Source organism: Streptomyces sp. NPDC005808, assembly GCF_042871385.1.
Classification (GTDB): domain Bacteria; phylum Actinomycetota; class Actinomycetes; order Streptomycetales; family Streptomycetaceae; genus Streptomyces.
In genome coordinates this window covers 249,918-275,341 of the sequence record NZ_JBIAIK010000010.1, presented here as the reverse complement: position 1 = coordinate 275,341, position 25,424 = coordinate 249,918, and the positions used below count along the sequence as shown (strand labels likewise).

The window sequence follows — 25,424 nt, the reverse complement described above, 5'->3', positions numbered from 1 at the left end:
GGGGGGCAGAGGCCCTGTACGGATAGCGTCTGCACTATGTCTGATGCTGTGCAGCCCACCGCTGCCGAGGTACGCGCCGCCGCCGAGGCGATCAAGACCGCGCTCGACCGTCACCTGGCCGCGGTCGAGCGCAGGACGGGCGATGACGACCCGGCCGTCTACGAGGCGTTCAACGAGCTGGCCTCCGCGGCCGAGGAGTACGACGAGCTCCTCTACGAACGTTATGACGAGGTCACACCCTTCGAGATCCCCGGTTCCGAGGACACACTGCCCCCCTACACGGGCCCGGAGGAGCCGAACGCGCTGAGCGTCCTGATCCGCCGGGACTACGCGGTCGTGGAGCCACAGCGGCTGCTGGCGCAGGCCCAGCGGGTGGAGGCCGTGGAGGAGGACGGGGCCACTGCCAGCGCGGCCTTCGACGCGGCGGCCGGTACGGTGCACGGTGCGCTCGGCGTCCTGTTCGGCGAGTTCGAGCCGGACGAGATCGCCTCCCGGCACAAGGAGTTTGGTCTGGAGGAGGGCGACTCCACGCTCTGGGTGACAGCCGCCGACGAGGCCGCCGAGCCCGGAGAATGGCTTGAGGCCCCCTTCGAATCGATCGACCCCCAGCGCGTCGTCTGCCGTTTCGACGTCAGTGCCGTCTTCGACGACGACTCGGACGACGAGGACCTTGAGGACGACCTCGGCGCCGACGGGGATCTGGAGCCGCTGGACGCGGATCGCTGAGCCAGTCGTACGAGGTGGCGGTCACCGGAGCCCGGTGACCGCCACTTCTGCGCTTACGGGGCTCAGCCCGCCGTCGTCGGCACCGTCGGCACCGGCACTTGCGCCGTGAGCAGGGTGGACAGGCGGGTCGTGCGCGGCTTCTGCGGGACCTCCGCCACCGCGTGCGCCAGCGCCTGGTCAACTCCGTGGACCACGGACAGGTGCCGCTCGGCGCGTCCGAAGGCCGTGTAGATCCACGGCCTGGTCAGTGACTTTGCGGCGTCGCCGGGGAGCACAACGACCGCGGCGGGCAGGCGCAGGCCCACCGCCTGGTGTGCCGTGAGCGCCCAGCCGAGCCGCACGGACTCCTCCACCCGCTCCTTGGGTACGACGACGGGGGCGCCCGCGCACTCCAGGTGCAGCCCGTCGGCGTCGGCCTTCACCACGTGCCCCGGCACTGTGCGGCCCGGCGCGGGGGAGTACGCGATGCGGTCGCCCGGGTCGAAGCCGCCGAAGCGGCCGGGACCGGGGTTGAGCCGCTCCTTGAGCGCGATGTTCAGCGCACGGGTGCCGGCCGCTCCACCGTGCCCCGGAGTGATCACCTGCGTCTGCTCGGCCGGGATGCCGATCGCGCGGGGCACCGAGTCCGCGACCAGCTGCACCGTGCGGTGCACCGCCTCCCCGGCGTCCCGCACCGGGACGATCACGACCTCCTTGCCGGGCGCCTCGACCTGGTTCAGCTCGCCGATCCCGATGCCTGAGACCAGCTCGCCGATGGGTCCGGGGTCCGGTGTCCGCGAGGCGACCTGCGGGCAGACGCGGGCCGCGAGAAGGTCCGCGAACACCCGCCCGGGGCCCGCCGACCACAGCACCCCGGGGTCCCCGCTCAGTACCAGTCGTGCCCCGTCCGGCAGCGACTCGGCCAGCATCGCCGCCGTCTCGATGTCGAGCTGCGGCGCGTCCAGGACGACGAGCAGGTCGAGGCCGAACGTGCCCTCCGCGTCCCTGCCAGGACCTTCGGCGCCGGCGAGCAGACCGGCGACGGTGACGACTGCCTGTTCCTGAACCTCCTGATGCGCGTCGCCGTGTGGCTCTGCTCCCGAGAGCAGCGCGGCGAAACGGCGGCGGCCGTCCGGCGTGTGTGCGGCGGCGTACGCCCGCAGGCCGAGCCCCTGCGCCACGGCGATCAGCGCCGCCGGTTCCCCGCGGGACGCATCGCCGCCGGTGTGCAGGACGACGCCGTGACCGGCGACCGCGCCGATCAGCTCGGCGGTGGAACCGGACGCCGAACCGGCGGCGGACGCCCAGTCGGTCGCGTCCTGCTTCGGCAGTGCGTTGACCACGCGGGCGAGGCTGTCGGCGAGGCTCTCCTCGGCCAGCGCGTACCGCTCCAGGCCGACGAGGACGCGGACCGGGCGCTCCTCGGTCTCCTCGTCCTCCTCCGCCGCGGGCGCGGCGGTGTCGAGCGCGTCATGGAAGACCAGCGCCTCGCCCTCCGCCAGGGTGCTCTGCACGGCCTCGTCCGGGTCCGGCACCGAGCGCTGGGCGAGCGCGGCGGTGAGCGCCGCGGCGTCGAGGACGGTGTGTCCGGCGAGGGCCGCCTGCTCAAGGAGCCAGACGGTGACCGCCCGGCCCCGCCGCTCGTCGTCCGGGCCGCACTCCGCGCCGAGCAGCGCCCGGGCGAACCCGTCGGCCTGCTCGGGCCGCACCCCGGGGACACGCAGCAACTGCCAGGGATCCTCGCGCAGTTGCTCGTCCGCAGCCTCGCCCAGGGCGGTCACGACCTGCGGTGCGAGCGTGTCGGGCGCGCCGCCCTCGGTGAGGACCGCGTGTACGGTCGCGACGGCCTCCGGCGCGACGGCCGAGGGCGCGCCGGTCGGGGCCGAGGCGGGCCGGGCCGGCCGCACGGGCTCCGGCGTGGTGGCCCGGGGCACCGCCTCGGGCTCACGGAACGCCCTGGCCACGGGCTTCTCGCCGCTCTCCACGGCCCGTACCGCGGCCAGCAGATCGGCAGCCGTCCCGCTGAGCTTGCGACCGGCCTCGACAGGGCCCTGCTTCTCGGCCTTCCGCCGCGCGATCCGCTCGCGCTCCAGACGCTGCGCCGCCAACTCGGCCGCGGCCTCGGACAGCTGTTTGGCGGCGCTTTCGGCGCCCTCGGCGGTGGCGGCCGAACCCTCGTCCGTGCCGGCGCCCGTGTCCCCGCCGGTGTCCCCGCCCGTGTCCCCGCCCGTGTCGTCGCCCTGGGGGGCGGCCGCACCAGGCGCCCCCGGCTCCGCGTCCTCCGTGGTCTCGGGCTCCGTGCTCACAGCGTGCTCCAGTCGTGATCGGGATAGTGGTGCACCGGTGCCGACACATCGTCGAGCGCCCGGCAGATCTCGTCAGGAAGACTAAGGGTCTCCACTGACAACGCGGCCGTGAGCTGCTGCGCGTTGCGCGCACCGATGATCGGGGCGGCGACACCCGGCCGGTCCCGGACCCAGGCGAGAGCCACCTGGAGCGGTGTCACGGCGAGGCCGTCCGCCGCGGTCGTCACGGCGTCCACGATGCTGCTCGCCGCCTCGTCGAGGTACGGCGCGACGAAGGGCGCGAGGTGTTCGGAACCGCCCCGGGAGTCGGACGGTGTCCCGCCCCGGTACTTGCCCGTGAGCACGCCCCGCCCGAGCGGTGAGGAGGGGAGCAGGCCGACGCCCAGGTCGAGGGCGGCAGGCAGCACCTCCCGCTCGACGCCGCGCTGCAGCAGGGAGTACTCCATCTGCGTACTGGCCAGCCGGGTCCGCACCCCGGGCGCCGCGAGCTGCCAGGTCGCCGCCTTGGCGAGCTGCCAGCCGCAGAAGTTGGACACTCCGGCGTACCGCGCGCGCCCGCTGCTGACGGCCAGGTCGAGCGCCTGGAGGGTCTCGTCCAGCGGGGTTCCCGGGTCGAAGGCGTGGACGTGCCACACGTCCACATAGTCGGTGCCGAGGCGGGTGAGCGAGGCGTCGAGAGCCGACAGCAGATGCCCGCGCGAGCCGTCGAAACGGCGGTCCGGATCGGGTACGCTCCCCGCCTTCGTCGAGATGACCAGGTCCCGGCGCGGCACGAGCCCTTCTATGAGCTGTCCGAGCAGATACTCGGCCTCCCCGTCCCCGTACACGTCCGCGGTGTCGACGAGGGTCCCGCCCGCCTCCCAGAACGCCTTCAACAGATGCGCCGCGTCATGCTCGTCGGTGTCCCGGCCCCACGTCAGGGTGCCGAGTCCGATCCGGGACACACGCAGGCCTGTACGGCCGAGATGCCTCTGCTCCATGGACGCCGAGATTACTGGCCACGGCTCTCCGCGTGGGGGGCCTGTGGACAACCAGAACCCGGTGAAGTCCTGTGGGCCGTGTCGCCAACTCCCGCCTGCCCCGCGACGCGTGGCACGCACGCTCGCCGCGTTGCCGAAAAGTTCTTGGATACCCGTTACGAGAATCTTCCGACGCTTTGCGATTGCGTGCACCAGGCGCCCGCGGGGCCCGCCCTGAGGGTGAACCGCGGGAGTTTGGAGACAGGACCCCGCCCGTCCCTGCCACGGCGTCCACCAGCGCGCTAGTGTCTCGGACACAAGGGACGTTACTGATCGGTAAGGGGAATCGGCCATGCAGCTCGGGATCAACCTCGGCTACTGGGGCGCCGGAATGGACGCGGACAATCTCGCCGTCGCCCAGGAGGCCGACCGGCTCGGCTACGCGGTCTGCTGGGCCGCCGAGGCCTACGGCTCGGACGCAGCCACCGTGCTCAGCTGGGTCGCCGCCAAGACCGAGCGCATCGACGTCGGCTCGGCAATCTTCCAGATCCCGGCCCGCCAGCCGACGATGACCGCGATGACGGCCGCCACTCTGGACTCGCTCTCGGGCGGCCGCTTCCGCCTCGGCCTCGGCGTCTCCGGGCCGCAGGTCTCCGAGGGCTGGTACGGCGTGAAGTTCGACAAGCCCCTGGCGCGCACCCGCGAGTACGTGGAGATCGTGCGGAGGGCCATGACGCGCGAGCGGCTCTCGTACGAGGGCACGCACTGGACGCTGCCCCTGCCGGGCGGCCCGGGCAAGCCGCTCAAGCTGACCGTGCACCCGGAGCGCGAGCACATCCCGCTCTACATCGCCGCGATCGGCCCCAAGAACCTGGAGCAGACCGGTGAGATCGCCGACGGCGCGCTGCTGATCTTCCCGTCGGCCGACCACCTGGAGGACACCGCGATCACGCACCTGCGCGCGGGTCGCGAGAAGGCCGGCAAGACACTTGAGGGCTTCGACATCTGCCCGACGCTGCCGCTCGCCCTCGGTGACGACAAGGACGTGACCGCGCTGGCCGACATGTTCCGGCCGTACACGGCGCTGTACGTCGGCGGGATGGGCAGCCGCAAGCAGAACTTCTACAACCAGCTCGCCCAGCGCATGGGGTATGAGAAGGAGGCCGCCGAGATCCAGGACAAGTACCTGGCCGGCGACAAGGAGGGGGCGGCCGCCGCCATTCCGCACTCGCTGATCGACCAGACCACCCTGCTCGGCTCGGTCGACCGCATCGCCGACCGGATGAAGGCGTACGCCGCGGCCGGGGTCACCACGCTCACGCTGGCCCCCGCGGGATTCTCGCTGGAGGACCGGATCGCCTCGCTCCGGGCCGGTACCGACGCCCTGGAGCGCGCCGGTCTGGCGTAACGCGGCGAAAGTCGCCGAATCGGTTTCTGCGGCCGTGGTGGGGGCTCGGGGGTCTCCCCGCCACGGCCGTCACCGGGAACAACGCGCCAGGGCCCCTTTTGGTTACGCCCCTGAGCGTCCCTCTCCGTCCTTCGTTCGGCGGAGTTGTCTGACATATCGGTTGCCGCGCTCCTGCCAACCCATTTGACTCGGTTTCTGTGGAAACCCTGTATGGAGGTGGCAGTGATGCTTTCGGCCAAGAGTCTGTTCCGGGAGATCCTCGACAACGACGAGTCGTTCCGGCTCTTCTGCTCCATTGCTGCCAGCGGGGAGTCGCAGGGGGGCTGGGAGAACGCGCGGATCGCCGCGCTCGTCCCCCAGAGTGAACGGAATCTGGCCCCCAAGATCACCCGGCACGGCGCCGATGAGGACAAACACGGGCGGATTTTCAACGCCCTCATGAAGAAGCGCGGCCTGACACCCGTCGAGGTCCCGTCCGACACCGACTACACCATGCTCCTGGAGCGGCACGGGATCGGTCTCGCGCACGACAAGCTCAAGAGCGACGAGCCGCTGAGCGTGCAGGACATCGTCACCTATCTGGCCCACAGCAGGGTGACCGAACAGCGCGCCTCCGAGGAGATGGAGCTGCTGCGCAAGCACTTCTCCGACCACCCTGACGTCGGCCGGGCCGTGAAGATGATCTCGAACGACGAGGACAACCACCTCGCGTACTGCCATGAGGAACTGCTGCGCTTCGCGAGCGCCGGACACGGCCGGGCCATCCAGCGGACGCTGCGCGAGTGTGCGCACGCCGAGATCCGCGTCTACCGGGACGTCAGCCTCGCCGTGATGGCCCACATGGGCCGCATTCTCGGCTGGTCCAGGGTCAGGTCCGCGACGCTCGTCGCGGCCATCCACGCCGTCTACGCCTACGAGCGGGCCCTGGGCTGGCGCCGGATGGTTTCTCTCCGTATGCCGGAGCGGCGCGACGCGCTGGGCGGGCCCGCGGCCGCGGCACCCGAGTTCGTGTAGCCCATCGCCATCGCCATCGCCATCGCCATCACATCGACATCGACATCGCCACGCGCGCGTGGAGCCCGGTTTCCGGCGATCCCGCTGAAGGGCCCGACTACAGCCAGCCCCGCCGCTTGAAGAGCCGGTACAGGACGATCTCCAGGAGCACCATCAGCAGGATCACCGCCGGATACGACCACAGCCAGTGCAGCTCGGGCATGTGGTCGAAGTTCATGCCGTAGATGCCCGCGATCATCGTGGGGACCGCGGCCATCGCGGCGAACGCGGAGATCTTCCGCATGTCGTCGTTCTGGCGCACGCTCATCTGCGCCAGATGGGCCGCGAGGATGTCCGAGACCAGGCGGTCCAGGCTCTCCACCGACTCGTTCACGCGCATCAGATGGTCGTTGACGTCGCGGAAGAAGGGCTGTGCCTTCTCGTGCACGAAGGGCACGGCCGTCGCGTTGGGGCCCGTGCGCGCCAGCCTGCTCAGCGGGACCGACAGCGGGACCGTGGCCCTGCGGAACTCCAGGATCTGGCGCTTGAAGGTGTAGATCCGTGCGGCGGTCGGCCGTGAGCCGCCTGCATTCGGTGAGAAGACCTCCGCCTCCAGCTCCTCGAGGTCGGTCTGCAGCTCGGTCGCCACCTCCAGATAGTGATCTACGGTGGCGTCGGCGATCGCGTAGAGCACCGCGGTGGGTCCGAGGCGGAGCTGGTCGGGATCGGCCTCCAGGTGGTGCCGTACCGCCGCGAGCGGCGAGCCCTCGCCGTGCCGGACGGTCACCACGAAGCAGTCGCCGATGAAGACCATGACCTCGCCGGTGGTGACGGTGTCGCTGTCCGGCTCGTACACGACCGGCTTGAGGACCATGAACAGCGAATCGTCGTACACCTCCAGCTTGGGCCGCTGGTGTGCCTTCAGGGCGTCCTCGACCGCCAGCGGGTGCAGCCCGAACTCCTCGGTGACGAGGTCGAACTCCCGCTCCGTCGGGTCGTGCAACCCGATCCAGAGGAACGCGTTGCCCGCCGCACGGGCCTCGGCCAGGGCGTCGGAGAGGTCGTCGGGCCCTTCCGTGCGGTGTCCGTCCCGGTAGATGGCACTGTCGACGATCACGGAGCGTATTCTTCCGCCGAAGGAGTCGGGGCGCACTCCGGCCAGCTCCTCCCGGGGACCGGACCCGGTCCCCGGGGCGCCCGTTTACGCTGGGCCGCATGCCCACCCTGATCCTTGTCCGGCACGGACGTTCCACCGCCAACACATCCGGACTGCTCGCCGGCTGGACACCCGGCGTCGCCCTGGACGCGCGCGGCGCCCAGCAGGCCGCGGCGCTCCCCGGGCGGCTTGCCGCACTGCCGATCTCCGAGGTGGTCACGAGCCCCCTGCAACGCTGCCAGGAGACCATTCAGCCACTCCTCGACGCACGGCCGGAGCTGCGGGCGCACACGGATGAGCGCATCGGGGAGGCCCACTACGGCGACTGGACCGGCCGCAAGCTCGCCGAGCTGATGGACGAGCCGCTGATGGAGGTCGTCCAGACGCATCCGTCGGCGGTGGCGTTCCCCGGCGGCGAGTCGATGCGGGCCATGCAGACACGGGCCGCCGAGGCGGTACGCGAGTGGAACGCGCGCGTGGAGCGCGATCACGGCAGCGACGCCGTGTACCTGATGTGCTCGCACGGCGACATCATCAAATCCCTTGTGGCGGAAGCACTCGGACTTCATCTCGACCTCTTCCAGCGGATCTCTGTCGAACCGTGTTCCATCACCGCGATCCGTTACACACGAATGCGGCCGTTTCTCGTGCGCCTCGGAGACACCGGTGATTTCGCCTCCCTGGCGCCGCGCGAGGAACCCCCGAGCGGTGACGCCACGGTCGGGGGCGGTGCGGGCGCACCGTGATCGTCGGCCGCAGTAGGGTGAAGCGTTCGAAGCAGCGCAGTAGTTGTCATCCGTAGTTGCACCCGTAGTTGTCAGCAGACTTGTCAGCAGCCGATGCGGGCCGACGCCGCCAGCCGGTCCTCATGCCGAATCAATGGAGACAGGACGTGTCCCGTCAGGTGTTCCTCTACGACCCCCCGGACCGTTTCGTCGCCGGTACGGTCGGGTTGCCCGGGCGCCGTACCTTCTTCCTGCAGGCCACCTCCGGCCCCCGGGTGACCAGCGTGGCCCTGGAGAAGACCCAGGTTGCCGCGCTCGCCGAACGCATGGACGAGCTCCTGGACGAGGTCGTACGGCGTACCGGCGGCAGCGCGCCCGTGCCCGCCGTGGCTCCCTCCGAGGTGTCCGACACCGCCCCCCTCGACGCCCCCGTCGAGGAGGAGTTCCGGGTCGGCACCATGGCGCTGGCCTGGGACGGTGACGAGCAGCGCATGATCGTGGAGGCGCAGGCTCTCGTGGAGCTCGACGCCGAATCCGATGAGGACCTCGCCGAGGCCGAGGAGCGGCTGCTCCAGGACGAGGAGAACGGCCCGCCGATGCTCCGGGTCCGGCTCACCGGCGCACAGGCCCGTGCCTTCGCCAAACGCGCCCTCGACGTCGTCAACGCCGGCCGGCCGCCCTGCCCACTGTGCAGCCTCCCGCTCGACCCGGAAGGACACGTATGTCCGCGCCAGAACGGATACCGCCGCGGAGCGTGACCACGGCCGAGTTGCTCGCCAAAGGTGAGCTGAAGGTACGCGGACGCATCCGCGAGGCGTCGAACGCGGTGCTGTACTGCTCCGTCTCCTACGAGGGCCGGGACGCGTTCTGTGTCTACAAGCCGATCGCCGGGGAGCGCCCCCTGTGGGACTTCCCCGACGGGAACCTGGCGCAGCGCGAGGTCGCCGCGTACGAGGTGTCCGAGGCGACCGGGTGGGGTCTCGTGCCGACCACCGTGCTGCGGGACGGGCCGTACGGCGAGGGCATGTGCCAGCTCTGGATCGAGGCGGCTCCCGAAGCCGAGCTGCTGGCCCTGGTGGACGGCGAGGAGCCTTCCGAGGGCTGGAAGGCGATCGGGTTCGCCGAGGTCGCCGAGGGGAAGACGGCGCTGCTCGTGCACGCCGACGACGCGCGGCTGCGCAGGCTCGCCGTGCTCGACGCCGTGATCAACAACGCTGACCGCAAGGGCGGCCATCTGCTGCCCGCCGGCGAGGGACGGCTGTACGGCATCGACCATGGGGTCACCTTCAACGCCGAGAACAAACTGCGGACGCTGCTGTGGGGGTGGGCGGGGGAGTCGCTGCCCGTCGAGGCGGTCTCGGTGCTCTCCGCCCTGCGGGACGGACTGGCGCCCGGTGCGCCACTCGCCACCCGGCTGGCCGAACTCGTCACCGACGCGGAGGTGGACGCCACACGCGCGCGTGTCGAGGCGATGCTGGCGTCGGGGAAGCATCCCGAGCCGAGCGGAGAATGGCCGGCGATTCCCTGGCCGCCGGTGTGAGGGCTCCCACGTGACGGCGACGGCAGGGGAACCCCGCCGAGACATACGGCAGCGCTTCGCGCAAGACCGCCTTCCCGGCCATCAGAGCAGGTCCGGTTCGTATACGTAACTTCCGGCCGGTTACGCTCATTGCATGTATGCCTGGCCCGCTTCCGACGTCCCCGCCCTGCCTGGTGAGGGCCGCGACCTCCGGATCCACGACACCGCGACCGGTGGGCTCGTCCGTCTTGACCCCGGTCCCGTCGCCCGTATCTATGTGTGCGGCATCACGCCGTACGACGCGACCCATCTGGGGCACGCGGCGACCTACAACGCGTTCGACCTCGTTCAGCGCGTGTGGCTCGACACCAAGCGGCAGGTTCACTACGTGCAGAACGTGACCGACGTCGACGATCCGCTGCTGCAGCGCGCGGAGCGGGACGGTGTCGACTGGGTGGCGCTCGCCGAGAAGGAGACCGCCCTCTTCCGCGAGGACATGACCGCACTGCGGATGCTGCCCCCCAAGCACTACATCGGTGCCGTCGAGGCGATACCGGGGATCGTTCCGCTCGTCGAGCGGCTGCGGGACGCGGGAGCGGCGTACGAGCTCGAAGGGGACGTCTACTTCTCCGTCGAGTCGGATCCGAACTTCGGCAAGGTGTCCCACCTGGACGCCGCCGCCATGCGCCTGCTGTCCGCCGAGCGCGGTGGCGACCCGGACCGTCCGGGCAAGAAGAACCCGCTCGACCCGATGCTCTGGATGGCCGCGCGCGAGGGCGAACCCAGTTGGGACGGCGGCTCGCTGGGGCTCGGCCGTCCCGGCTGGCACATCGAGTGCGTCGCCATCGCCCTGGACCACCTGGGAATGGGCTTCGACGTCCAGGGCGGCGGCTCCGACCTCGCCTTCCCGCACCACGAGATGGGCGCTTCGCACGCCCACGTGCTGACCGGCGAGTTCCCCATGGCCAAGGCGTACGTCCACGCCGGTATGGTCGCGCTGCACGGCGAGAAGATGTCGAAGTCCAAGGGCAACCTCGTCTTCGTGTCGACGCTCCGGCGCAACGGCGTCGACCCCGCCGCCATTCGGCTCGCGCTGCTCGCACACCACTACCGGGCCGACTGGGAGTGGACGGACGAGGTTCTCGACGAGGCCCTCGCGCGGCTGGAGAGCTGGCGGGCCGCGGTGTCGCGCCCGGACGGGCCGTCCGCCGACGCGCTCGTCGAGGAGATCCGCGAGGCCCTCGCGGGCGACCTGGACGCACCGACGGCGCTCGCCGCCGTCGACCGCTGGGCCGCGCTCCAGCAGGAGCAGGGTGGCACGGACGAGGGCGCCCCGGGTGTCGTGTCACGCGCTGTGGACGCCCTCCTCGGAGTGGCTCTCTGACAACAGACGGGCGCCGGGCGGGGTTTCACCCACCCGGCGCCGCTGTGATGCGAGAGCCGTCCGTCGTTGCTCGTTCTACTTGTTCTACTTGTTCACGATGACGGCCTGAATGGCGTTGCTGTTCGACTCGTAGATCCCGATGACCTGCTGCCCGAAGGCGAAGGCTTCCTGGACCACGTCATGCGTCACCTGGTTCGGGTTCACCAGAGGGCGCCACGCCTGGTTGATGTACAGATAGAGAATCGACGGCTGGCCGGGCAGCGGGGTCACGACGTCCCAGAAGTGCTCGGCCACGCCGCTCACCAGCGCCTGTGTCTCGGCGGCGCTGCGCACGACCAGCGGCTGAGCCTGCTGCTGCGCGCCGAACTGCTGTCCGCCGAGCTGCTGAAGCAGCTGCTGGAAAGGCTGTTGCTGCCCGAGCTGCTGCAACTGCTGCTGCAGGTGCTGGGGGATCTGCTGCTGGGGCTGTGGAGGCTGCTGGGGGATCTGCTGCTGTTGCTGGCCGATGCCGCCCTGCTGACCGAGGCCCTGCTGGCCGAAGGGCTGCTGGCCGAAGCCCTGCTGCCCGTACGGCTGCTGCATCTGTTGGCCGAACGGTTGCTGCTGTCCGAACGGTTGCTGCATCTGCTGGCCGAAGGGCTGCTGCTGTCCGAACGGTTGCTGCTGCCCGTACGCCTGCGGGGGCGCCGTGCTCGGGCCCTGCTGGCCCTGGCCCTGGCCTTGCTGGCCCTGGCCCTGCTGTCCCTGCTGCCCTTGCTGCTGTCCCAGCTGGCTCATCTGCGGGGTGGTGCTCATGCGGGTGCCACCTTCCCTCATGGGTTGAGCATTGATGGGTTTTGTCAGCCCGTGACGACCAGGCCGACGATCTCGTCGTCCGAGAACCAGACACGTACGTCGGGCCGTCCCCCCGCGAAGGCGGAGTGCACCGCCTGGCGGGTCTCGGCGGACGGGTTGTTGAGGTTGCGCCAGTCGCCGGCCACGAACAGCCGGAGCCTGGGCGGGAGTTCACGCGGGTACGGCAACAGCTCGTCCCAGTACCGCTCGGCCTGGCCCGAGCCGATCGCGTCCGGCAGCAGATGGGTGACCGCCGCCTTGATGTCCGGCCGGTTGCCGATCCGCTGGGAGGCGGGCCGGCCCGGCGCGTCCTGCTGCGGGGACCCCGTGGCCCGCAACAACGCGCGGGCCCGGTCGGGGGAGATCGGCTCCTGTCCGGCTGCCTTGAGCATGCCTTGCAGCGCGGCCAGGGCGCCGACCACCACCGGGGAGGCGGACGAGGTCCCGGAGAACGTGTCCGTGTACCAGCCGATCTCCTCGGCCCCGCCCTGCAGGTCACCGGGCCGGTCCCAGGTGCCGCCGGTGGTCGTGACCTCGCGTCCCCAGCCCTGCGCGTCCACGCGTGCCCCGTAGTTGGAGAACGCGAGCCGCGAGCGGTCCGGGCCGTGGTCGCGCCCGTGCGTGCCGGGCGGTGGTGCGCCCGCGCCGACCAGGATCGCGCCGGAGGACTGGTTGGAGGGGTTGAACGGGTTGCGCCACCACTCCGGGAACTCGGCGGGGCGGCGCTCGTACACGCCGTCGTCGAGCGACTCGGCGCCGTTGCCCGCGGCCGCCACGACGAGCACGCCCTTGGCGGTCGCGTACCGGACGGCCGCGAAGGTGTCCGGCCACCACTCGATCGGTATGTAGCCCTGCTGGTCGTCGCGCGGTTCGAAGTCGAACCGCGGTCCTGGGGCGTGCAGTTCGATCAGAATGATGTCGCCCGCGCCGAGGCGGTCGGCCGCCGCGTGGATCGCGGGCGCCGTGCCGATGCCCTGGAAGGACGCCGCCGCGGTCACCGTGTCCGGCACGATTCCGGTGATCCCGTGCTCGTTGCGGTCGCCGCCTATGACGCCGATGACGGCCGTGCCGTGGTTACGCCAGGCGAGGTCGGTCAGCGGGGTGCCGACGACGACGCCCGCGAGCTTCGCGGCCAGATCCTGGTGGCCGAGTTGCCAGGCTCCCTCCACATCGATCACCGTCACGCCCTGACCCGTGCCGCCCGGCCGCTGCCAGGCCCAGTACGCGTCGATCCCCTCGGGCGCCGGGCGCAGATATCCCTGGCGGCTGGTGAAGTCCGGGGTGACGGGCGCCCCTTCCTTCACCCGCCGGCCGTCGTCGGCGCTCTCCGTCGCCCGCCCCATCGATCCCACGGACGCCGGTACGGCGCCGGGCTTCACGTACGCCGTGTCGATCTCCGGCAGTGCCGCGATCCGTGAGCGCAGTTCCTGGGCGCGGCTCTCGATGCCGCGCACCCGGTAGAAGAGCGCGAGGTCGGGGCCGGTCTCGGTGGCAGCCGCCGTGGACTGCCGCAGACGTTCCTCGCTCCCGAACAGCGGCTCCAGGGAAAGCTGTTCGTCGCTGAGGAACATGTTGAGGGCCGACACATCGGCGCCCGCCGCCGAACGTACGCCCTCGGCCCGGGCACGAAGCCTGGCCTCAGGACGTGCGACCACGATCAGCTCCTGCTCGGCTCCTCGGTAGGTGAATCCCGCTCCGTCGGGCCCCGGCCCGGAGGTTCCCGGGCCCTGCGCCGGCTCTACCTGGTCGGTCATCGCGTACCGCTCCCTTCGGTCCATGCGGGTGCTCTTGGCTCGGTCCATACGGGTGCTCTGTTCGCGGGATGACGCGGTGCCATGTCCCGTCCCCGGGCCGCGCCTTCGAGGCACACCCTGCTACGCGGACGGCCACTCGTCCACCCCCGATCGCATCAACTTGGTTTAGAAACAAGTTGAATTGGGCAACCTGTGCAATCCGTCCTGAAACAGCTGTCACGAGGCAATCAGGCCAAATGCTGAGGAGGCGGATGTCATGCGATGGGGCGACAGCGACTGTTGACCGCTCGGACGGACTCCTGTGCACGGGCGGGACCATGACGAACTGAGGGGCGGTACGCGTTCTGCGTACCGCCCCTCAGACGTCAGGTCAGGCGTCAGACCCTCGTTCAGTCCTCCGAGGAATCGGAGGGATCCGAGGACTCCTTGGAATCCCACGACTCCTTGGAATCCGAGGATTCCTTGGGATCTGTGGACTCTTTCGGATCTGTGGGCTCTTTGGAATCCGTGGACGTGTCGTCGGGACCCTCGTCGTCCGCCCCGGTCTCGTCCGCCCCGGTTCCGGCCTCCGCCCCGGGCAGCTGCGGCTTCGGCGGCCGGGGGCGGCCGCCTGGGCCGTCCCGGAGGTAGGAGGCCGCGTCGCCGCTCTCGGTGGCGTGGCCCCCGGCCTGCGCGGCCGGCCCGCCGCCGTCCCGTCTGCGCAGATAGCGCTCGAACTCCCGGGCGATCGCCTCGCCGGATGCCTCCGGCAGATCGGCGGTGTCCCGGGCCTCCTCCAGCGACTGCACGTACTCGGCGACCTCGCTGTCCTCGGCGGCCAGCTGGTCGACCCCGAGCTGCCAGGCCCGCGCGTCCTCGGGCAGCTCGCCCAGCGGAATGCGCAGGTCGATCAGGTCCTCCAGGCGGTTGAGGAGGGCCAGGGTGGCCTTCGGGTTCGGCGGCTGCGAGACGTAGTGCGGTACGGCCGCCCACAGCGACACGGCCGGTACGCCCGCGTGGGTGCACGCCTCCTGGAGGATGCCGACGATGCCCGTGGGCCCCTCGTACTTGGTCTCCTCCAGGTCCATCGTGCGGGCCAGGTCCGCGTCGGACGTCACCCCGCTGACCGGTACCGGACGTGTGTGCGGGGTGTCACCGAGCAGCGCGCCCAGGATCACCACCAGCTCCACGCCGAGCTCGTGCGCGAAGCCCAGCAGCTCGTTGCAGAACGAGCGCCATCGCATCGACGGCTCGATGCCCCTGACCAGCACCAGATCACGCGGCTTCTCGCCGCCTACCCGGACCACCGACAACCTTGTCGTCGGCCATGTGATCTTGCGGACACCGCCGTCCAGCCACACGGTGGGGCGGTTCACCTGGAAGTCGTAGTAGTCCTCGGCGTCCAACGCCGCGAACACCTCGCCCTTCCATTCCTTGTCCAGATGCGCGACCGCGGTGGAGGCGGCGTCGCCGGCGTCGTTCCAGCCTTCGAACGCGGCCACCATGACCGGGTCGACCAGCTCGGGAACCCCCTCGAGCTCGATCACCCAGTGCCTCCTTCCGACGTGCCCTCACGTACGCCCCAACCTTACGGCGTACGAAGGGGGCCTCCGCAGCCCCCTTGCACGGGGGAGTGAACGGATCACTGCCCCACCGGGGGGCCGGAAACACGCGACACCGCCACCCGGCCTCGTCGGGCTGCCAGGGGACCCGGTGGATGTCCGGGGCGTCTCACAGGGTCGAACGCAGCCACTGCTCCACACTCGCGATATGTACCGTCGCCCACGAGCGGGCCGCCTCCGCGTCGCGGTCGCGCAGGGCCGTGAGGATCGCGCGGTGCTCGTGCAGGGTGCGGCTGACCGCGTCCTCCTGGGTGAGTCCTCGCCAGATACGGGCTCTGGTCGTGGGCCCTGAGAGGCCGTCGAGGAGGGAGCAGAGCACCGAGTTCCCGGAACTCTGCACGATGCCACGGTGGAACTCCAGGTCGCCGGCGACGAGTTCCTCCACCGAAGGTGCGTCGCCGAGCGCGTCCAACTGGGCCGCCAACGCCTTCAGTTGCTGTTCGCTGATGCGCAAGGCCGCCATCGCTGTGGCGGCCGGCTCCAGGATGCGGCGGACCGCGAGGAATTCGAGCACGGTGTCGTCGCGGTGGAAGTCGACGACGAAGCTCACTGCCTCCAGCAGGAGTTGGGGGTCCAGACTGGTGACGTACGTGCCGTCGCCCTGCCGGACGTCCAGGATGCGGATGAGGGAGAGGGCGCGCACCGCTTCGCGCAGGGAGTTGCGGGACAGCCCGAGTTCGGCGGCGAGTTCGCTCTCCTTGGGAAGCCGGTCGCCGGGGTGGAGCGAGCCGGAGACGATCATTCCCTTGATCTTCTCGATCGCCTCGTCGGTGACTGCCATGGCGGGCCTCCCTGTCGTTCAGCATGCCGTTCGGGATGTCGCCAAGGCATCCGCTCACACATCCGATGTCTCCGCTCATTATGCGGGCCGGCGGGCTGACCGGAGAGGGAATCCGCCGTCGGCTCCACGTCGGCCTCGGTGAGGGCGCTCTTACTGCGGCACGCGTGAGGGGCGGCTTTCGCGGAAGCCGCCCCCCTCACATCACCGCCCGGTCGGTCTACTTCTTGTCGAGCAGTTCCTGAACCTTGCCCCGCACCTCGTCCGTGGCAAGCCCGCGGATCGTCAGCGTCGTACGGCGGCGCAGCACGTCGTCCGCCGTCTCGGCCCACTCGTTGTCCCGGGCGTAGGCGACCTGCGCCCAGATCTCCGGGGCGTCAGGGTGGACGCGCTCGGCGAGCTCCGTGTTGTCGTCGGCGAGGCGTGCGATGTCGAAGGCCAGCGAACCGTAGTGGGTGGCCAGGTGCTTGGCGGTGTCGGCCGCCATGCGCGGGCCCGACGCCGGGCCGTCGGCGAGCAGGCGGTGCGCGACCGCGCGCGGGTTGGCGACACCGGGCAGCGGCATCTTCTTCGGCAGCGAGGAGATCGGCTCGAAATCGTCGCCCAACGGGTGCCCGGGCAGCGACTCCAGCTTCTTCATGACCGTACGGCCGATGTGCCGGAAGGTGGTCCATTTGCCGCCCGCGACGGACAGCATCCCGCCGCGGCCTTCCGTGACGACCGTCTCGCGCTTGGCCTTCGAGGTGTCGCCGGGCCCGCCGGGCAGCACGCGGAGTCCGGCGAAGGAGTACGTGATCAGGTCACGGGAGAGCTGCTGGTCGCGGATGGAGAACGCGGCCTCGTCCAGGATCTGGGATATGTCCTTCTCGTTGACCGCGACGTCCGCCGGGTCACCCTCGTACTCCTCGTCGGTGGTGCCGAGCAGCAGCATGTCCTCCCAGGGGAGGGCGAAGGTGATGCGGTACTTGTCGATGGGGGTGGCGAGCGCGGCCTTCCAGGGCGAGGTGCGCTTGAGGACCAGGTGCGCGCCCTTCGAAAGGCGGATGGAGGGAGCCGAGTCGGGGTCCTCCATCTTGCGCAGGTGGTCGACCCACGGGCCGGTGGCGTTGAGCACCAGGCGCGCCGACACCCCGAACTCGTCACCGGAGAGCCCGTCCCTGAGCTCCGCACCGGTCACCCGGCCCTGGGTGAAGCGCAGGCCGGTGACCTCGGCGTGGTTGAGGACGACGGCGCCGGACTCGACGGCCGCGCGGACCGTCATCAGGGCCATCCGGGAGTCGTTCATCTGGTCGTCGCCGTACACGGCCACGGCCTTGAGGTTGTCGGTGCGCAGCTCGGGCACGTCCTGCGCGGCCTTGGAGGGGCTCAGCAGGTGCCCGACGCCGTCGCCGAAGGCGGACAGCGCCGAGTAAGCGAACACACCGGCACCGAGCTTCGCGGCGCCGTGCGGGCCGCCCTTGTACACGGGGAGGTAGAAGGTCAGCGGGTTCGCGAGATGGGGGGCCACCTGGCGGGAGACCGCACGGCGCTCGAAGTGGTTCTCCGCGACCAGCTTCACCGCGCCGGTCTGCAGGTAGCGCAGACCGCCGTGGAGAAGCTTGGAGGAGGCGGAAGAGGTGGCGCCGGCGAAGTCACCGGCGTCCACCAGAGCCACCCGCAGCCCGGACTGTGCCGCATGCCAGGCGGTGGAGATGCCGAGGATGCCGCCGCCGATGACGAGAAGGTCGTACGACGCCTTGGAAAGCTGTTCCCGGGTTTCGGCGCGACTCACCGCTTTGAAATCGGAGACGGCGGAGCCGGGGGCCGGGCGCGTACCGACGGCGGGTACGGACTGCAGGGTGGGCTGAGTGGTCATGCGCGTTCTTACTCCTCGACAGAGTCGTCGTCGAGCCAGCCCATGGACCGCTCGACGGCCTTGAGCCAGCTCTTGTACTCACGGTCGCGGGTCTCCGCGGCCATGTTGGGGGTCCATTCGGCGGCCCGGCGCCAGTTGGCGCGCAGGTCCTCGGTGTTGGTCCAGAAGCCGACGGCGAGACCGGCGGCGTAGGCGGCGCCCAGGCAGGTGGTCTCGGCGACCATCGGGCGCACCACGGGGGCGTCCAGGACGTCGGCCAGGGTCTGCATCAGCAGGTTGTTGGAGGTCATGCCGCCGTCGACCTTGAGGGCCGTGAGCTCGACGCCCGAGTCCTTCGTCATGGCGTCGCTGACGTCACGGGTCTGCCACGCGGTGGCCTCCAGGACGGCGCGCGCGATGTGTGCCTTGGTGACATAGCGGGTCAGACCGGTGATCACACCGCGGGCGTCGGGACGCCAGTGCGGGGCGAACAGGCCGGAGAAGGCCGGCACGAAGTAGGCGCCGCCGTTGTCCTCGACCGAGGACGCGAGCGTCTCGATCTCGGCGGCGGACTTGATCAGGCCCATCTGGTCGCGCATCCACTGCACCAGCGAACCGGTGACGGCGATGGAGCCCTCAAGTGCGTAGACCGGCTTCTGGTCGCCGATCTGGTAGCCCACGGTGGTCAGCAGCCCGCTGTAGGAGTTGATGACCTTGTGACCGGTGTTCATCAGCATGAAGGTGCCGGTGCCGTACGTGGACTTGGCCTCACCCTCGGAGAAACAGGTCTGGCCGAACAGGGCCGCCTGCTGGTCACCGAGCGCGGAGGCGACGGGGATGCCGCCGAGCAGCTCGCCGAGCCTGCCGCCGGTGATCTCGCCGTACACCTCGGCGGAGGACCGGATCTCGGGCAGCATCGGCAGAGGAACGCCGATGGACTCGGCGATCTTCGGGTCCCACTGCATGGTGTGCAGGTTCATCAGCAGGGTGCGGGAGGCGTTGGTGACGTCGGTGACGTGCCGGCCGCCGTTGACACCGCCCGTCAGGTTCCAGATGACCCAGCTGTCCATGGTGCCGAAGAGGATGTCGCCGGCCTCGGCGCGCTCGCGCAGGCCCTCGACGTTGTCGAGCAGCCAGCGGGCCTTGGGTCCCGCGAAGTAGGAGGCGAGCGGCAGGCCCGTCTCGCGGCGGAAGCGGTCCTGGCCGACATTGCGGCCGAGCTCCTTGCAGAGGGCGTCGGTGCGGGTGTCCTGCCAGACGATCGCGTTGTGGACGGGCTCACCGGTGTTCTTGTCCCACAGCAGCGTGGTCTCGCGCTGGTTGGTGATGCCGATGGCCTTGATGTCGTCGCGGGTGATGCCGGCCTTCTCGATGGCCGAGGCGACGACCTCCTGGACGTTGGTCCAGATCTCGGTGGCGTTGTGCTCGACCCAGCCCGGCTTCGGGAAGATCTGCTCGTGCTCCTTCTGGTCGACGGAGACGATGCGGCCGTCCCGGTCGAAGACGATGCAGCGGCTGGACGTGGTGCCCTGGTCGATGGCGGCGATGAACGGCCCTGCGCCGTGGGAAAGGGTGCCTGTGTTCTGTGCGTCGGTCACGGTGTGCTCCTGAAGGTCCATGTGAAGGGGCTGTATCTACCTCTACGGCGCTGTGCTGTGCGGCGGTGCTGTGTGAAGCGGTGCGGCGGAACGTGCGGCTCTCAGGCGGTGCTCACCAGCGGTGCTCTAAGCAAATGCGACGTTGTAGATACCCGCAGCGATCGCGCCGCCGATCAGTGGACCGATCACCGGGATCCAGGCGTAGCTCCAGTCGGAACCGCCCTTGTTGGGCAGGGGCAGCAGGGCGTGCACGATGCGCGGGCCGAGGTCACGGGCCGGGTTGATCGCGTAGCCGGTCGGGCCACCGAGGGAGAGGCCGATGCTCACCACGACGAGCGCGGTGATCAGGGCGCCCAGGGTGCCGAGGCCGTCGCCGTTGCCGTTCAGGCCCTGCGTCAGGATCGCCAGGATGAGCACGAAGGTGCCGATGATCTCGGTGGCGAGGTTCTGCCACACCTTCCGGATCTCCGGCCCTGTGGAGAAGATGCCGAGCACAGGGCCCGCGCCCTTCTCCTCGGCCTCGACGGCCTTGGTCCTGGCCTTCTCGCCCGGGTCGCCGACGATCTCCCGGTCGGTGAGGTGCGCGTGGAACTGGCCGTAGTACGCGACCCAGACCAGTGCGGCACCGATCATGGCGCCCAGCAGCTGACCGGCCCAGTAGATGGGTACGTTGTCCCACCCGCCGTCCTTGATGGCGAGCGCGAGGGTCACGGCCGGGTTGAGGTGGGCGCCGGAAAGGGGCGCGGAGATGTAGACCGCGGTCAGTACCGCGAAGCCCCACCCGAAGGCGATGGCCAGCCATCCGGCGCCACGCGCCTTGGATGCCTTCAGCGTGACGGCGGCGCACACGCCACCGCCCAGCAGGATGAGAACGGCGGTACCGATGGTCTCGCCGATGAAGATGTCGGAGCTGGACACCCGCGACTCCTTTGTCCTTCGTCCAGGGAAAGCCGAACCCCCGGGTCCCGCCGGTGGTTCGTGCTCTCGGAGAGAGAGCGATGCGGCCGGCCTTGGCGTTGTCCCACTCTAGCGCGTATTGCCGTTAGGTGTTCGACAATGCCGACCGATGGACGGGAGTCTTGCTCTCGGGTTACCGGCACGTCAAGAGCTCTGTTATCGAAAACGCGATCGTTATTGGTTGCTGTGAGCCATCGATCTTGTGAGCGAACGGCGAAGGCCGGGACGCCCTTGGCATCCCGGCCCTCTCCTGTACGAACGTAAGAAATCTGTGGGTTTCAGAAGCGCCCGGCGCCCAGGTCCCGCGACACGGCGCGGGCGCAGTCCCGTACCGCCGCGATCAGCTCGGGGCGCAGCTCCCCGTTCCTGCAGACCCGTTCCACGGCCCCGGTGATGCCGACCGCGCCGACGGGCATCCGCCGCCGGTTGTGGATGGGGGCGGCGACCGAGGCGACGCCCGTCCAGGTCTCCTCGACATCGTCCGCGTACCCGCGTGCGCGGGTCAGGTCGAGCACGCCCTCGAACTGGTCCGGCTCGCTCACCGTGCGCGCCGTGAAGGCCTTGCGTTCGGCCTCCAGGACCTCGCTGTGCGCCACCGGATCGTATGCGGAGAGAACCTTGCCCAGTGCCGTGGAGTGCAGCGGCTGCATGGCCCCGACCTCCAGGACCTGACGGCTGTCGTCCGGCCGGAACACGTGGTGCACGATCAGCACGCCCTGCTGGTGCAGCACGCCCAGATAGACGCTCTCGCCGCTGGAGCGGGCCAGATCGTCCGTCCAGACCAGGGCGCGCGCCCGCAGCTCGTGCACGTCGAGATAGGTGGTGCCGAGCCGCAGCAGCTCGGCACCCAGCTGATAGCGCCCGGAGACGCCGTCCTGCTCGACGAAGCCCTCCTGCTGAAGGGTGCGCAGGATGCCGTGGGCCGTACCCTTGGCCAGACCGAGCGAGGAGGCGATGTCGGACAGACCGAGCTGCCGCTCGCCGCCCGCGAGGAGCCGCAGCATCGCTGCCGCCCGTTCGAGCGACTGGATGTTCCGTGCCATCGCCGTGCTGCCTCCGTCCCCTTCGGCCGACGGCGGACGGTTCACTGCCGCCGTTCGGCAATGTCGAACACTACCGGTCCTTGCCGACCTCCCGCTAATGGGTGGCCGCCACGAATTTCGTCCGTCCGGCCACGCCGACGCATGCGCCACGCCCGTCCGTCCCATGGACGCCCCGACCCTATGGCCGCGCTCCGGGCTAACCTGGGCGGGTGCGCGTTCCATGGGAAGCGCAAAGCCGACAGCCGTCGCACTCCAGGGAGCATCTTCATGGCCTCGTTGCCGAACCCGTCCCTTTCGTCCGAGCTTGCTGAGAGCCGGGCGCGTGCCGAAGCGCTCCGCCGGGCCCTCGCCACCCGCGTCGTGGTGGCCGACGGTGCGATGGGCACGATGCTTCAGGCGCAGGACCCGACGCTGGAGGACTTCCAGCAGCTCGAGGGCTGCAACGAAATCCTGAACCTCACCCGCCCCGACATCGTCCGGTCCGTCCACGAGGAGTACTTCTCCGTGGGCGTCGACTGCGTGGAGACCAACACCTTCGGCGCCAACCACTCGGCGGCGACCGAGTACGAGATCGCCGACCGCATCTTCGAACTGTCCGAGTCGGGCGCCCGGATCGCCCGCGAGGTCGCCGACGAGTTCGGCGCCAAGGACGGCCGTCAGCGCTGGGTGCTGGGTTCGATCGGTCCGGGCACCAAGCTGCCGTCGCTCGGCCACATTCCGTACGACGTCCTGCGCGACGGCTACCAGCAGAACGCCGAGGGCCTGCTCGCCGGCGGCGCGGACGCCCTGATCGTGGAGACCACGCAGGACCTGCTCCAGACCAAGTCCAGCCTGGTCGGCGCACGCCGCGCGATGGACGCCCTCGGGCTGGAAGTGCCGCTGATCTGTTCGCTCGCCTTCGAGACCACGGGCGTCATGCTGCTCGGCTCGGAGATCGGCGCGGCGCTCACCGCGCTGGAGCCGCTCGGTATCGACCTGATCGGGCTGAACTGCTCCACGGGCCCGGCCGAGATGAGCGAGCACCTGCGCTATCTGGCCCGCCACTCGCGTACACCCCTGATGTGCATGCCGAACGCCGGTCTGCCCGTACTGACCAAGGACGGCGCCTACTTCCCGCTGACCGCTCCCGAGATGGCCGACGCGCAGGAGAACTTCGTACGCGACTACGGCCTCCAACTGGTCGGCGGCTGCTGCGGTTCGACGCCCGAGCACCTGCGCCAGGTCGTGGAGCGCGTGCGCGACATGACGCCGGGGGCCCGCGACCCGCGCCCGGAGCCGGGTGCCGCCTCCCTCTACCAGACGGTGCCGTTCCGGCAGGACACCGCCTACATGGCGATCGGCGAGCGGACGAACGCCAACGGGTCGAAGAAGTTCCGTGAGGCGATGCTGGAGGCCCGCTGGGACGACTGTGTGGAGATGGCCCGCGACCAGATCCGTGAGGGCGCGCACATGCTCGACCTCTGCGTCGACTACGTCGGGCGTGACGGTGTCGCCGACATGAAGGAGCTGGCCGGCCGTTTCGCCACCGCCTCCACGCTGCCGATCGTGCTGGACTCCACCGAGGTCGACGTGCTCCGCGCGGGCCTGGAGAAGCTGGGCGGCCGGGCGGTCATCAACTCGGTGAACTACGAGGACGGCGACGGTCCCGAGTCCCGCTTCGCGAAGGTCACCGGGCTCGCCCGCGAGCACGGTGCCGCACTGATCGCGCTGACCATCGACGAGGAGGGCCAGGCCCGCACCGTCGAGCACAAGGTCGCCATCGCCCAGCGGCTGATCGAGGACCTGACGACCAACTGGGGCGTCCACGAGTCGGACATCCTCATCGACACCCTGACCTTCACCATCTGCACCGGCCAGGAGGAGTCCCGCAAGGACGGCATCGCCACCATCGAGGCCATCCGCGAACTCAAGCGCCGCCACCCGGACGTACAGACCACCCTCGGCCTGTCCAACATCTCCTTCGGCCTCAACCCGGCCGCCCGCGTCCTGCTCAACTCGGTCTTCCTCGACGAGTGCGTCAAAGCGGGCCTGGACTCGGCGATCGTCCACGCGTCGAAGATCCTGCCGATCGCGCGCTTCGACGAGGAGCAGGTCCAGACGGCCATGGACCTGATCTACGACCGTCGCGCAGAGGGTTACGACCCCCTGCAGAAGCTGATGGCGCTGTTCGAGGGCGCCACCACCAAGTCGCTGAAGGCGGGCAGGGCCGAGGAACTGGCCGCGCTGCCGCTGAACGAGCGGCTCAAGCGGCGCATCATCGACGGCGAGAAGAACGGCCTCGAACAGGATCTGGCCGACGCCCTGGAGCTCCGCCCCGCCCTCGACATCGTCAACGAGACGCTCCTGGACGGCATGAAGGTGGTCGGTGAGCTGTTCGGCTCGGGCCAGATGCAGCTGCCGTTCGTGCTCCAGTCCGCCGAGGTCATGAAGACCGCGGTGGCCTACCTGGAGCCGCACATGGAGAAGTCGGACGCGGAGGGCAAGGGCACCATCGTGCTGGCCACGGTCCGCGGCGACGTCCACGACATCGGCAAGAACCTCGTCGACATCATCCTGTCCAACAACGGCTACACCGTCGTCAACCTCGGCATCAAGCAGCCCGTCTCGGCGATCCTGGACGCCGCCGAGGAGCACCGCGCCGACGTCATCGGAATGTCCGGCCTGCTGGTCAAGTCCACGGTGATCATGAAGGAGAACCTGGAGGAGCTCAACCAGCGCGGGCTGGCCGCCGAGTTCCCGGTGATCCTCGGCGGCGCGGCACTGACCAGGGCGTACGTCGAGCAGGACCTGTACGAGATCTACCAGGGTGAGGTCCGCTACGCCCGCGACGCCTTCGAAGGCCTGCGCCTGATGGACGCGCTGATCGGGGTGAAGCGCGGGGTCCCCGGAGCCGTGCTGCCCGAGCTGAAGCAGCGCCGGGTGCGGCCCGCGGCCGCCGTCACCGAGGTCGAGGAGCGCCCCGAGGAGGGGCATGTGCGTTCCGACGTCGCCGTCGACAACCCTGTGCCCACCCCGCCCTTCACGGGCACCCGCGTCATCAAGGGCATCCAGCTCAAGGAGTACGCCTCCTGGCTCGACGAGGGCGCGCTGTTCAAGGGCCAGTGGGGCCTGAAGCAGGCACGCGCGGGCGACGGGCCGACGTACGAGGAACTGGTCGAAACCGAGGGCAGGCCCCGGTTGCGCGGCCTGCTGGACAAGCTGCAGACCGACAACCTGCTGGAAGCGGCCGTCGTCTACGGCTACTTCCCGTGCGTCTCCAAGGACGACGACCTGATCATCCTGGACGAGCAGGGCAATGAGCGCACCCGCTTCACCTTCCCGCGCCAGCGCCGTGGCCGCCGGCTGTGCCTGGCCGACTTCTTCCGCCCGGAGGAGTCCGGCGAGACCGATGTCGTCGGCCTTCAGGTCGTCACCATGGGCTCGCGGATCGGTGCGGAGACCGCCAAGCTCTTCGAGTCCAACTCCTACCGTGACTACCTCGAACTGCACGGCCTCTCCGTCCAGTTGGCCGAAGCCCTCGCCGAGTACTGGCACGCGCGGGTGCGCTCCGAGCTCGGTTTCTCCGGCGAGGACCCGAACGAGATGGAGGACATGTTCGCCCTGAAGTACCGGGGCGCCCGCTTCTCCCTCGGCTACGGGGCCTGCCCCAATCTGGAGGACCGTGCCAAGATCGCTCAGCTGCTCGAACCGGAGCGAATCGGCGTCGTGCTCTCCGAGGAGTTCCAGCTCCACCCCGAGCAGTCCACCGACGCGATCGTGATCCACCACCCGGAGGCGAAGTACTTCAACGCACGCTGATCGGACACGACGTACACTGGTCGGTCCACCGCAGGCCGGTTGCCCCCTTGCCAAAGAGGGGCGACCGGCCTG

At 70.0% G+C, this 25,424-nt stretch carries 19 protein-coding genes; 8 read left to right on the top strand and 11 right to left on the bottom strand.

What is annotated here, in order from left to right; genetic code table 11:
• Nucleotides 1–36: 36 nt before the first annotated feature.
• A complete protein-coding gene (locus tag ACFYPC_RS23590) occupies nt 37–726 on the top strand; it encodes a hypothetical protein (RefSeq protein WP_388679461.1) in 690 nt (229 codons plus the stop codon).
• A gap of 62 nt (nt 727–788) precedes the next feature.
• Here the strand turns inward: ACFYPC_RS23590 and ACFYPC_RS23585 are convergent, their stop codons facing one another.
• The gene (locus ACFYPC_RS23585) at nt 789–3,011 is read right to left on the bottom strand and encodes a helix-hairpin-helix domain-containing protein (RefSeq protein WP_388679459.1); all 2,223 of its coding nucleotides are present in this window, start codon (nt 3,009–3,011) and stop codon (nt 789–791) included.
• Nucleotides 3,008–3,991: an aldo/keto reductase gene (locus ACFYPC_RS23580; protein WP_388679456.1), complete on the bottom strand. Its 984-nt coding sequence runs from the start codon at nt 3,989–3,991 to the stop codon at nt 3,008–3,010. The genes ACFYPC_RS23585 and ACFYPC_RS23580 overlap by 4 nt, the downstream gene beginning before the upstream one ends.
• Before the next feature lie 331 nt (nt 3,992–4,322).
• Between ACFYPC_RS23580 and ACFYPC_RS23575 the strand changes: the two genes are divergently transcribed.
• Nucleotides 4,323–5,378 (top strand): LLM class F420-dependent oxidoreductase, encoded by a 1,056-nt coding sequence (locus tag ACFYPC_RS23575; protein WP_388679454.1) that lies wholly within the window; start codon nt 4,323–4,325, stop codon nt 5,376–5,378.
• Between the two features lie 225 nt (nt 5,379–5,603).
• On the top strand, nt 5,604–6,392 hold the full coding sequence (locus ACFYPC_RS23570) for a ferritin-like domain-containing protein (RefSeq protein ID WP_388679497.1): 789 nt from the start codon (nt 5,604–5,606) through the stop codon (nt 6,390–6,392).
• 97 nt (nt 6,393–6,489) lie between these two features.
• Here ACFYPC_RS23570 and corA read toward each other — a convergent pair whose 3' ends face one another.
• Entirely contained in the window at nt 6,490–7,488 is a 999-nt protein-coding gene (corA, locus tag ACFYPC_RS23565) for a magnesium/cobalt transporter CorA (protein ID WP_388679451.1), read from the bottom strand.
• Nucleotides 7,489–7,586: 98 nt separating this feature from the next.
• Here corA and ACFYPC_RS23560 point away from each other — a divergent pair, with 98 nt between their 5' ends.
• From ACFYPC_RS23560 to mshC, 4 genes are all read left to right on the top strand, one after another.
• Nucleotides 7,587–8,273 carry a histidine phosphatase family protein gene (locus tag ACFYPC_RS23560; RefSeq protein ID WP_388679449.1) on the top strand — a complete coding sequence of 229 codons (687 nt, stop codon included), beginning with the start codon at nt 7,587–7,589 and terminating at the stop codon, nt 8,271–8,273.
• A gap of 146 nt (nt 8,274–8,419) precedes the next feature.
• The gene (locus tag ACFYPC_RS23555; RefSeq protein ID WP_388679447.1) at nt 8,420–9,010 is read left to right on the top strand and encodes a DUF3090 domain-containing protein; all 591 of its coding nucleotides are present in this window, start codon (nt 8,420–8,422) and stop codon (nt 9,008–9,010) included.
• A complete protein-coding gene (locus ACFYPC_RS23550) occupies nt 8,974–9,792 on the top strand; it encodes an SCO1664 family protein (RefSeq protein WP_388679445.1) in 819 nt (272 codons plus the stop codon). Before ACFYPC_RS23555 ends, ACFYPC_RS23550 begins: the two co-directional genes overlap by 37 nt.
• 133 nt (nt 9,793–9,925) lie before the next feature.
• Nucleotides 9,926–11,155, top strand: a complete 1,230-nt coding sequence (gene mshC / locus ACFYPC_RS23545) for a cysteine--1-D-myo-inosityl 2-amino-2-deoxy-alpha-D-glucopyranoside ligase (protein WP_388679442.1) — start codon at nt 9,926–9,928, stop codon at nt 11,153–11,155.
• Nucleotides 11,156–11,239: 84 nt separating this feature from the next.
• On the opposite strand, the gene ACFYPC_RS23540 is transcribed toward mshC, so the two are convergent.
• From ACFYPC_RS23540 to ACFYPC_RS23505, 8 genes are all read right to left on the bottom strand, one after another.
• Nucleotides 11,240–11,950: a hypothetical protein gene (locus ACFYPC_RS23540; protein WP_388679439.1), complete on the bottom strand. Its 711-nt coding sequence runs from the start codon at nt 11,948–11,950 to the stop codon at nt 11,240–11,242.
• 44 nt (nt 11,951–11,994) lie between these two features.
• Entirely contained in the window at nt 11,995–13,743 is a 1,749-nt protein-coding gene (locus tag ACFYPC_RS23535; RefSeq protein ID WP_388679436.1) for a S8 family peptidase, read from the bottom strand.
• 389 nt (nt 13,744–14,132) lie between these two features.
• A complete protein-coding gene (locus tag ACFYPC_RS23530) occupies nt 14,133–15,269 on the bottom strand; it encodes a PAC2 family protein (protein WP_388679434.1) in 1,137 nt (378 codons plus the stop codon).
• Between the two features lie 184 nt (nt 15,270–15,453).
• Nucleotides 15,454–16,125: a FadR/GntR family transcriptional regulator gene (locus ACFYPC_RS23525; RefSeq protein ID WP_388679431.1), complete on the bottom strand. Its 672-nt coding sequence runs from the start codon at nt 16,123–16,125 to the stop codon at nt 15,454–15,456.
• A gap of 217 nt (nt 16,126–16,342) precedes the next feature.
• Nucleotides 16,343–17,977, bottom strand: a complete 1,635-nt coding sequence (locus ACFYPC_RS23520; protein ID WP_388679428.1) for an FAD-dependent oxidoreductase — start codon at nt 17,975–17,977, stop codon at nt 16,343–16,345.
• A gap of 8 nt (nt 17,978–17,985) precedes the next feature.
• Nucleotides 17,986–19,575, bottom strand: a complete 1,590-nt coding sequence (gene glpK, locus ACFYPC_RS23515) for a glycerol kinase GlpK (RefSeq protein WP_388679425.1) — start codon at nt 19,573–19,575, stop codon at nt 17,986–17,988.
• A 105-nt stretch (nt 19,576–19,680) separates the two neighbouring features.
• Nucleotides 19,681–20,472 (bottom strand): MIP/aquaporin family protein, encoded by a 792-nt coding sequence (locus ACFYPC_RS23510; protein WP_388679422.1) that lies wholly within the window; start codon nt 20,470–20,472, stop codon nt 19,681–19,683.
• Between the two features lie 317 nt (nt 20,473–20,789).
• Nucleotides 20,790–21,554 carry an IclR family transcriptional regulator gene (locus ACFYPC_RS23505; protein WP_388679420.1) on the bottom strand — a complete coding sequence of 255 codons (765 nt, stop codon included), beginning with the start codon at nt 21,552–21,554 and terminating at the stop codon, nt 20,790–20,792.
• A gap of 267 nt (nt 21,555–21,821) precedes the next feature.
• Here ACFYPC_RS23505 and metH point away from each other — a divergent pair, with 267 nt between their 5' ends.
• Nucleotides 21,822–25,352 carry a methionine synthase gene (gene metH / locus ACFYPC_RS23500; protein WP_388679417.1) on the top strand — a complete coding sequence of 1,177 codons (3,531 nt, stop codon included), beginning with the start codon at nt 21,822–21,824 and terminating at the stop codon, nt 25,350–25,352.
• The last annotated feature ends 72 nt before the right edge of the window (nt 25,353–25,424 follow it).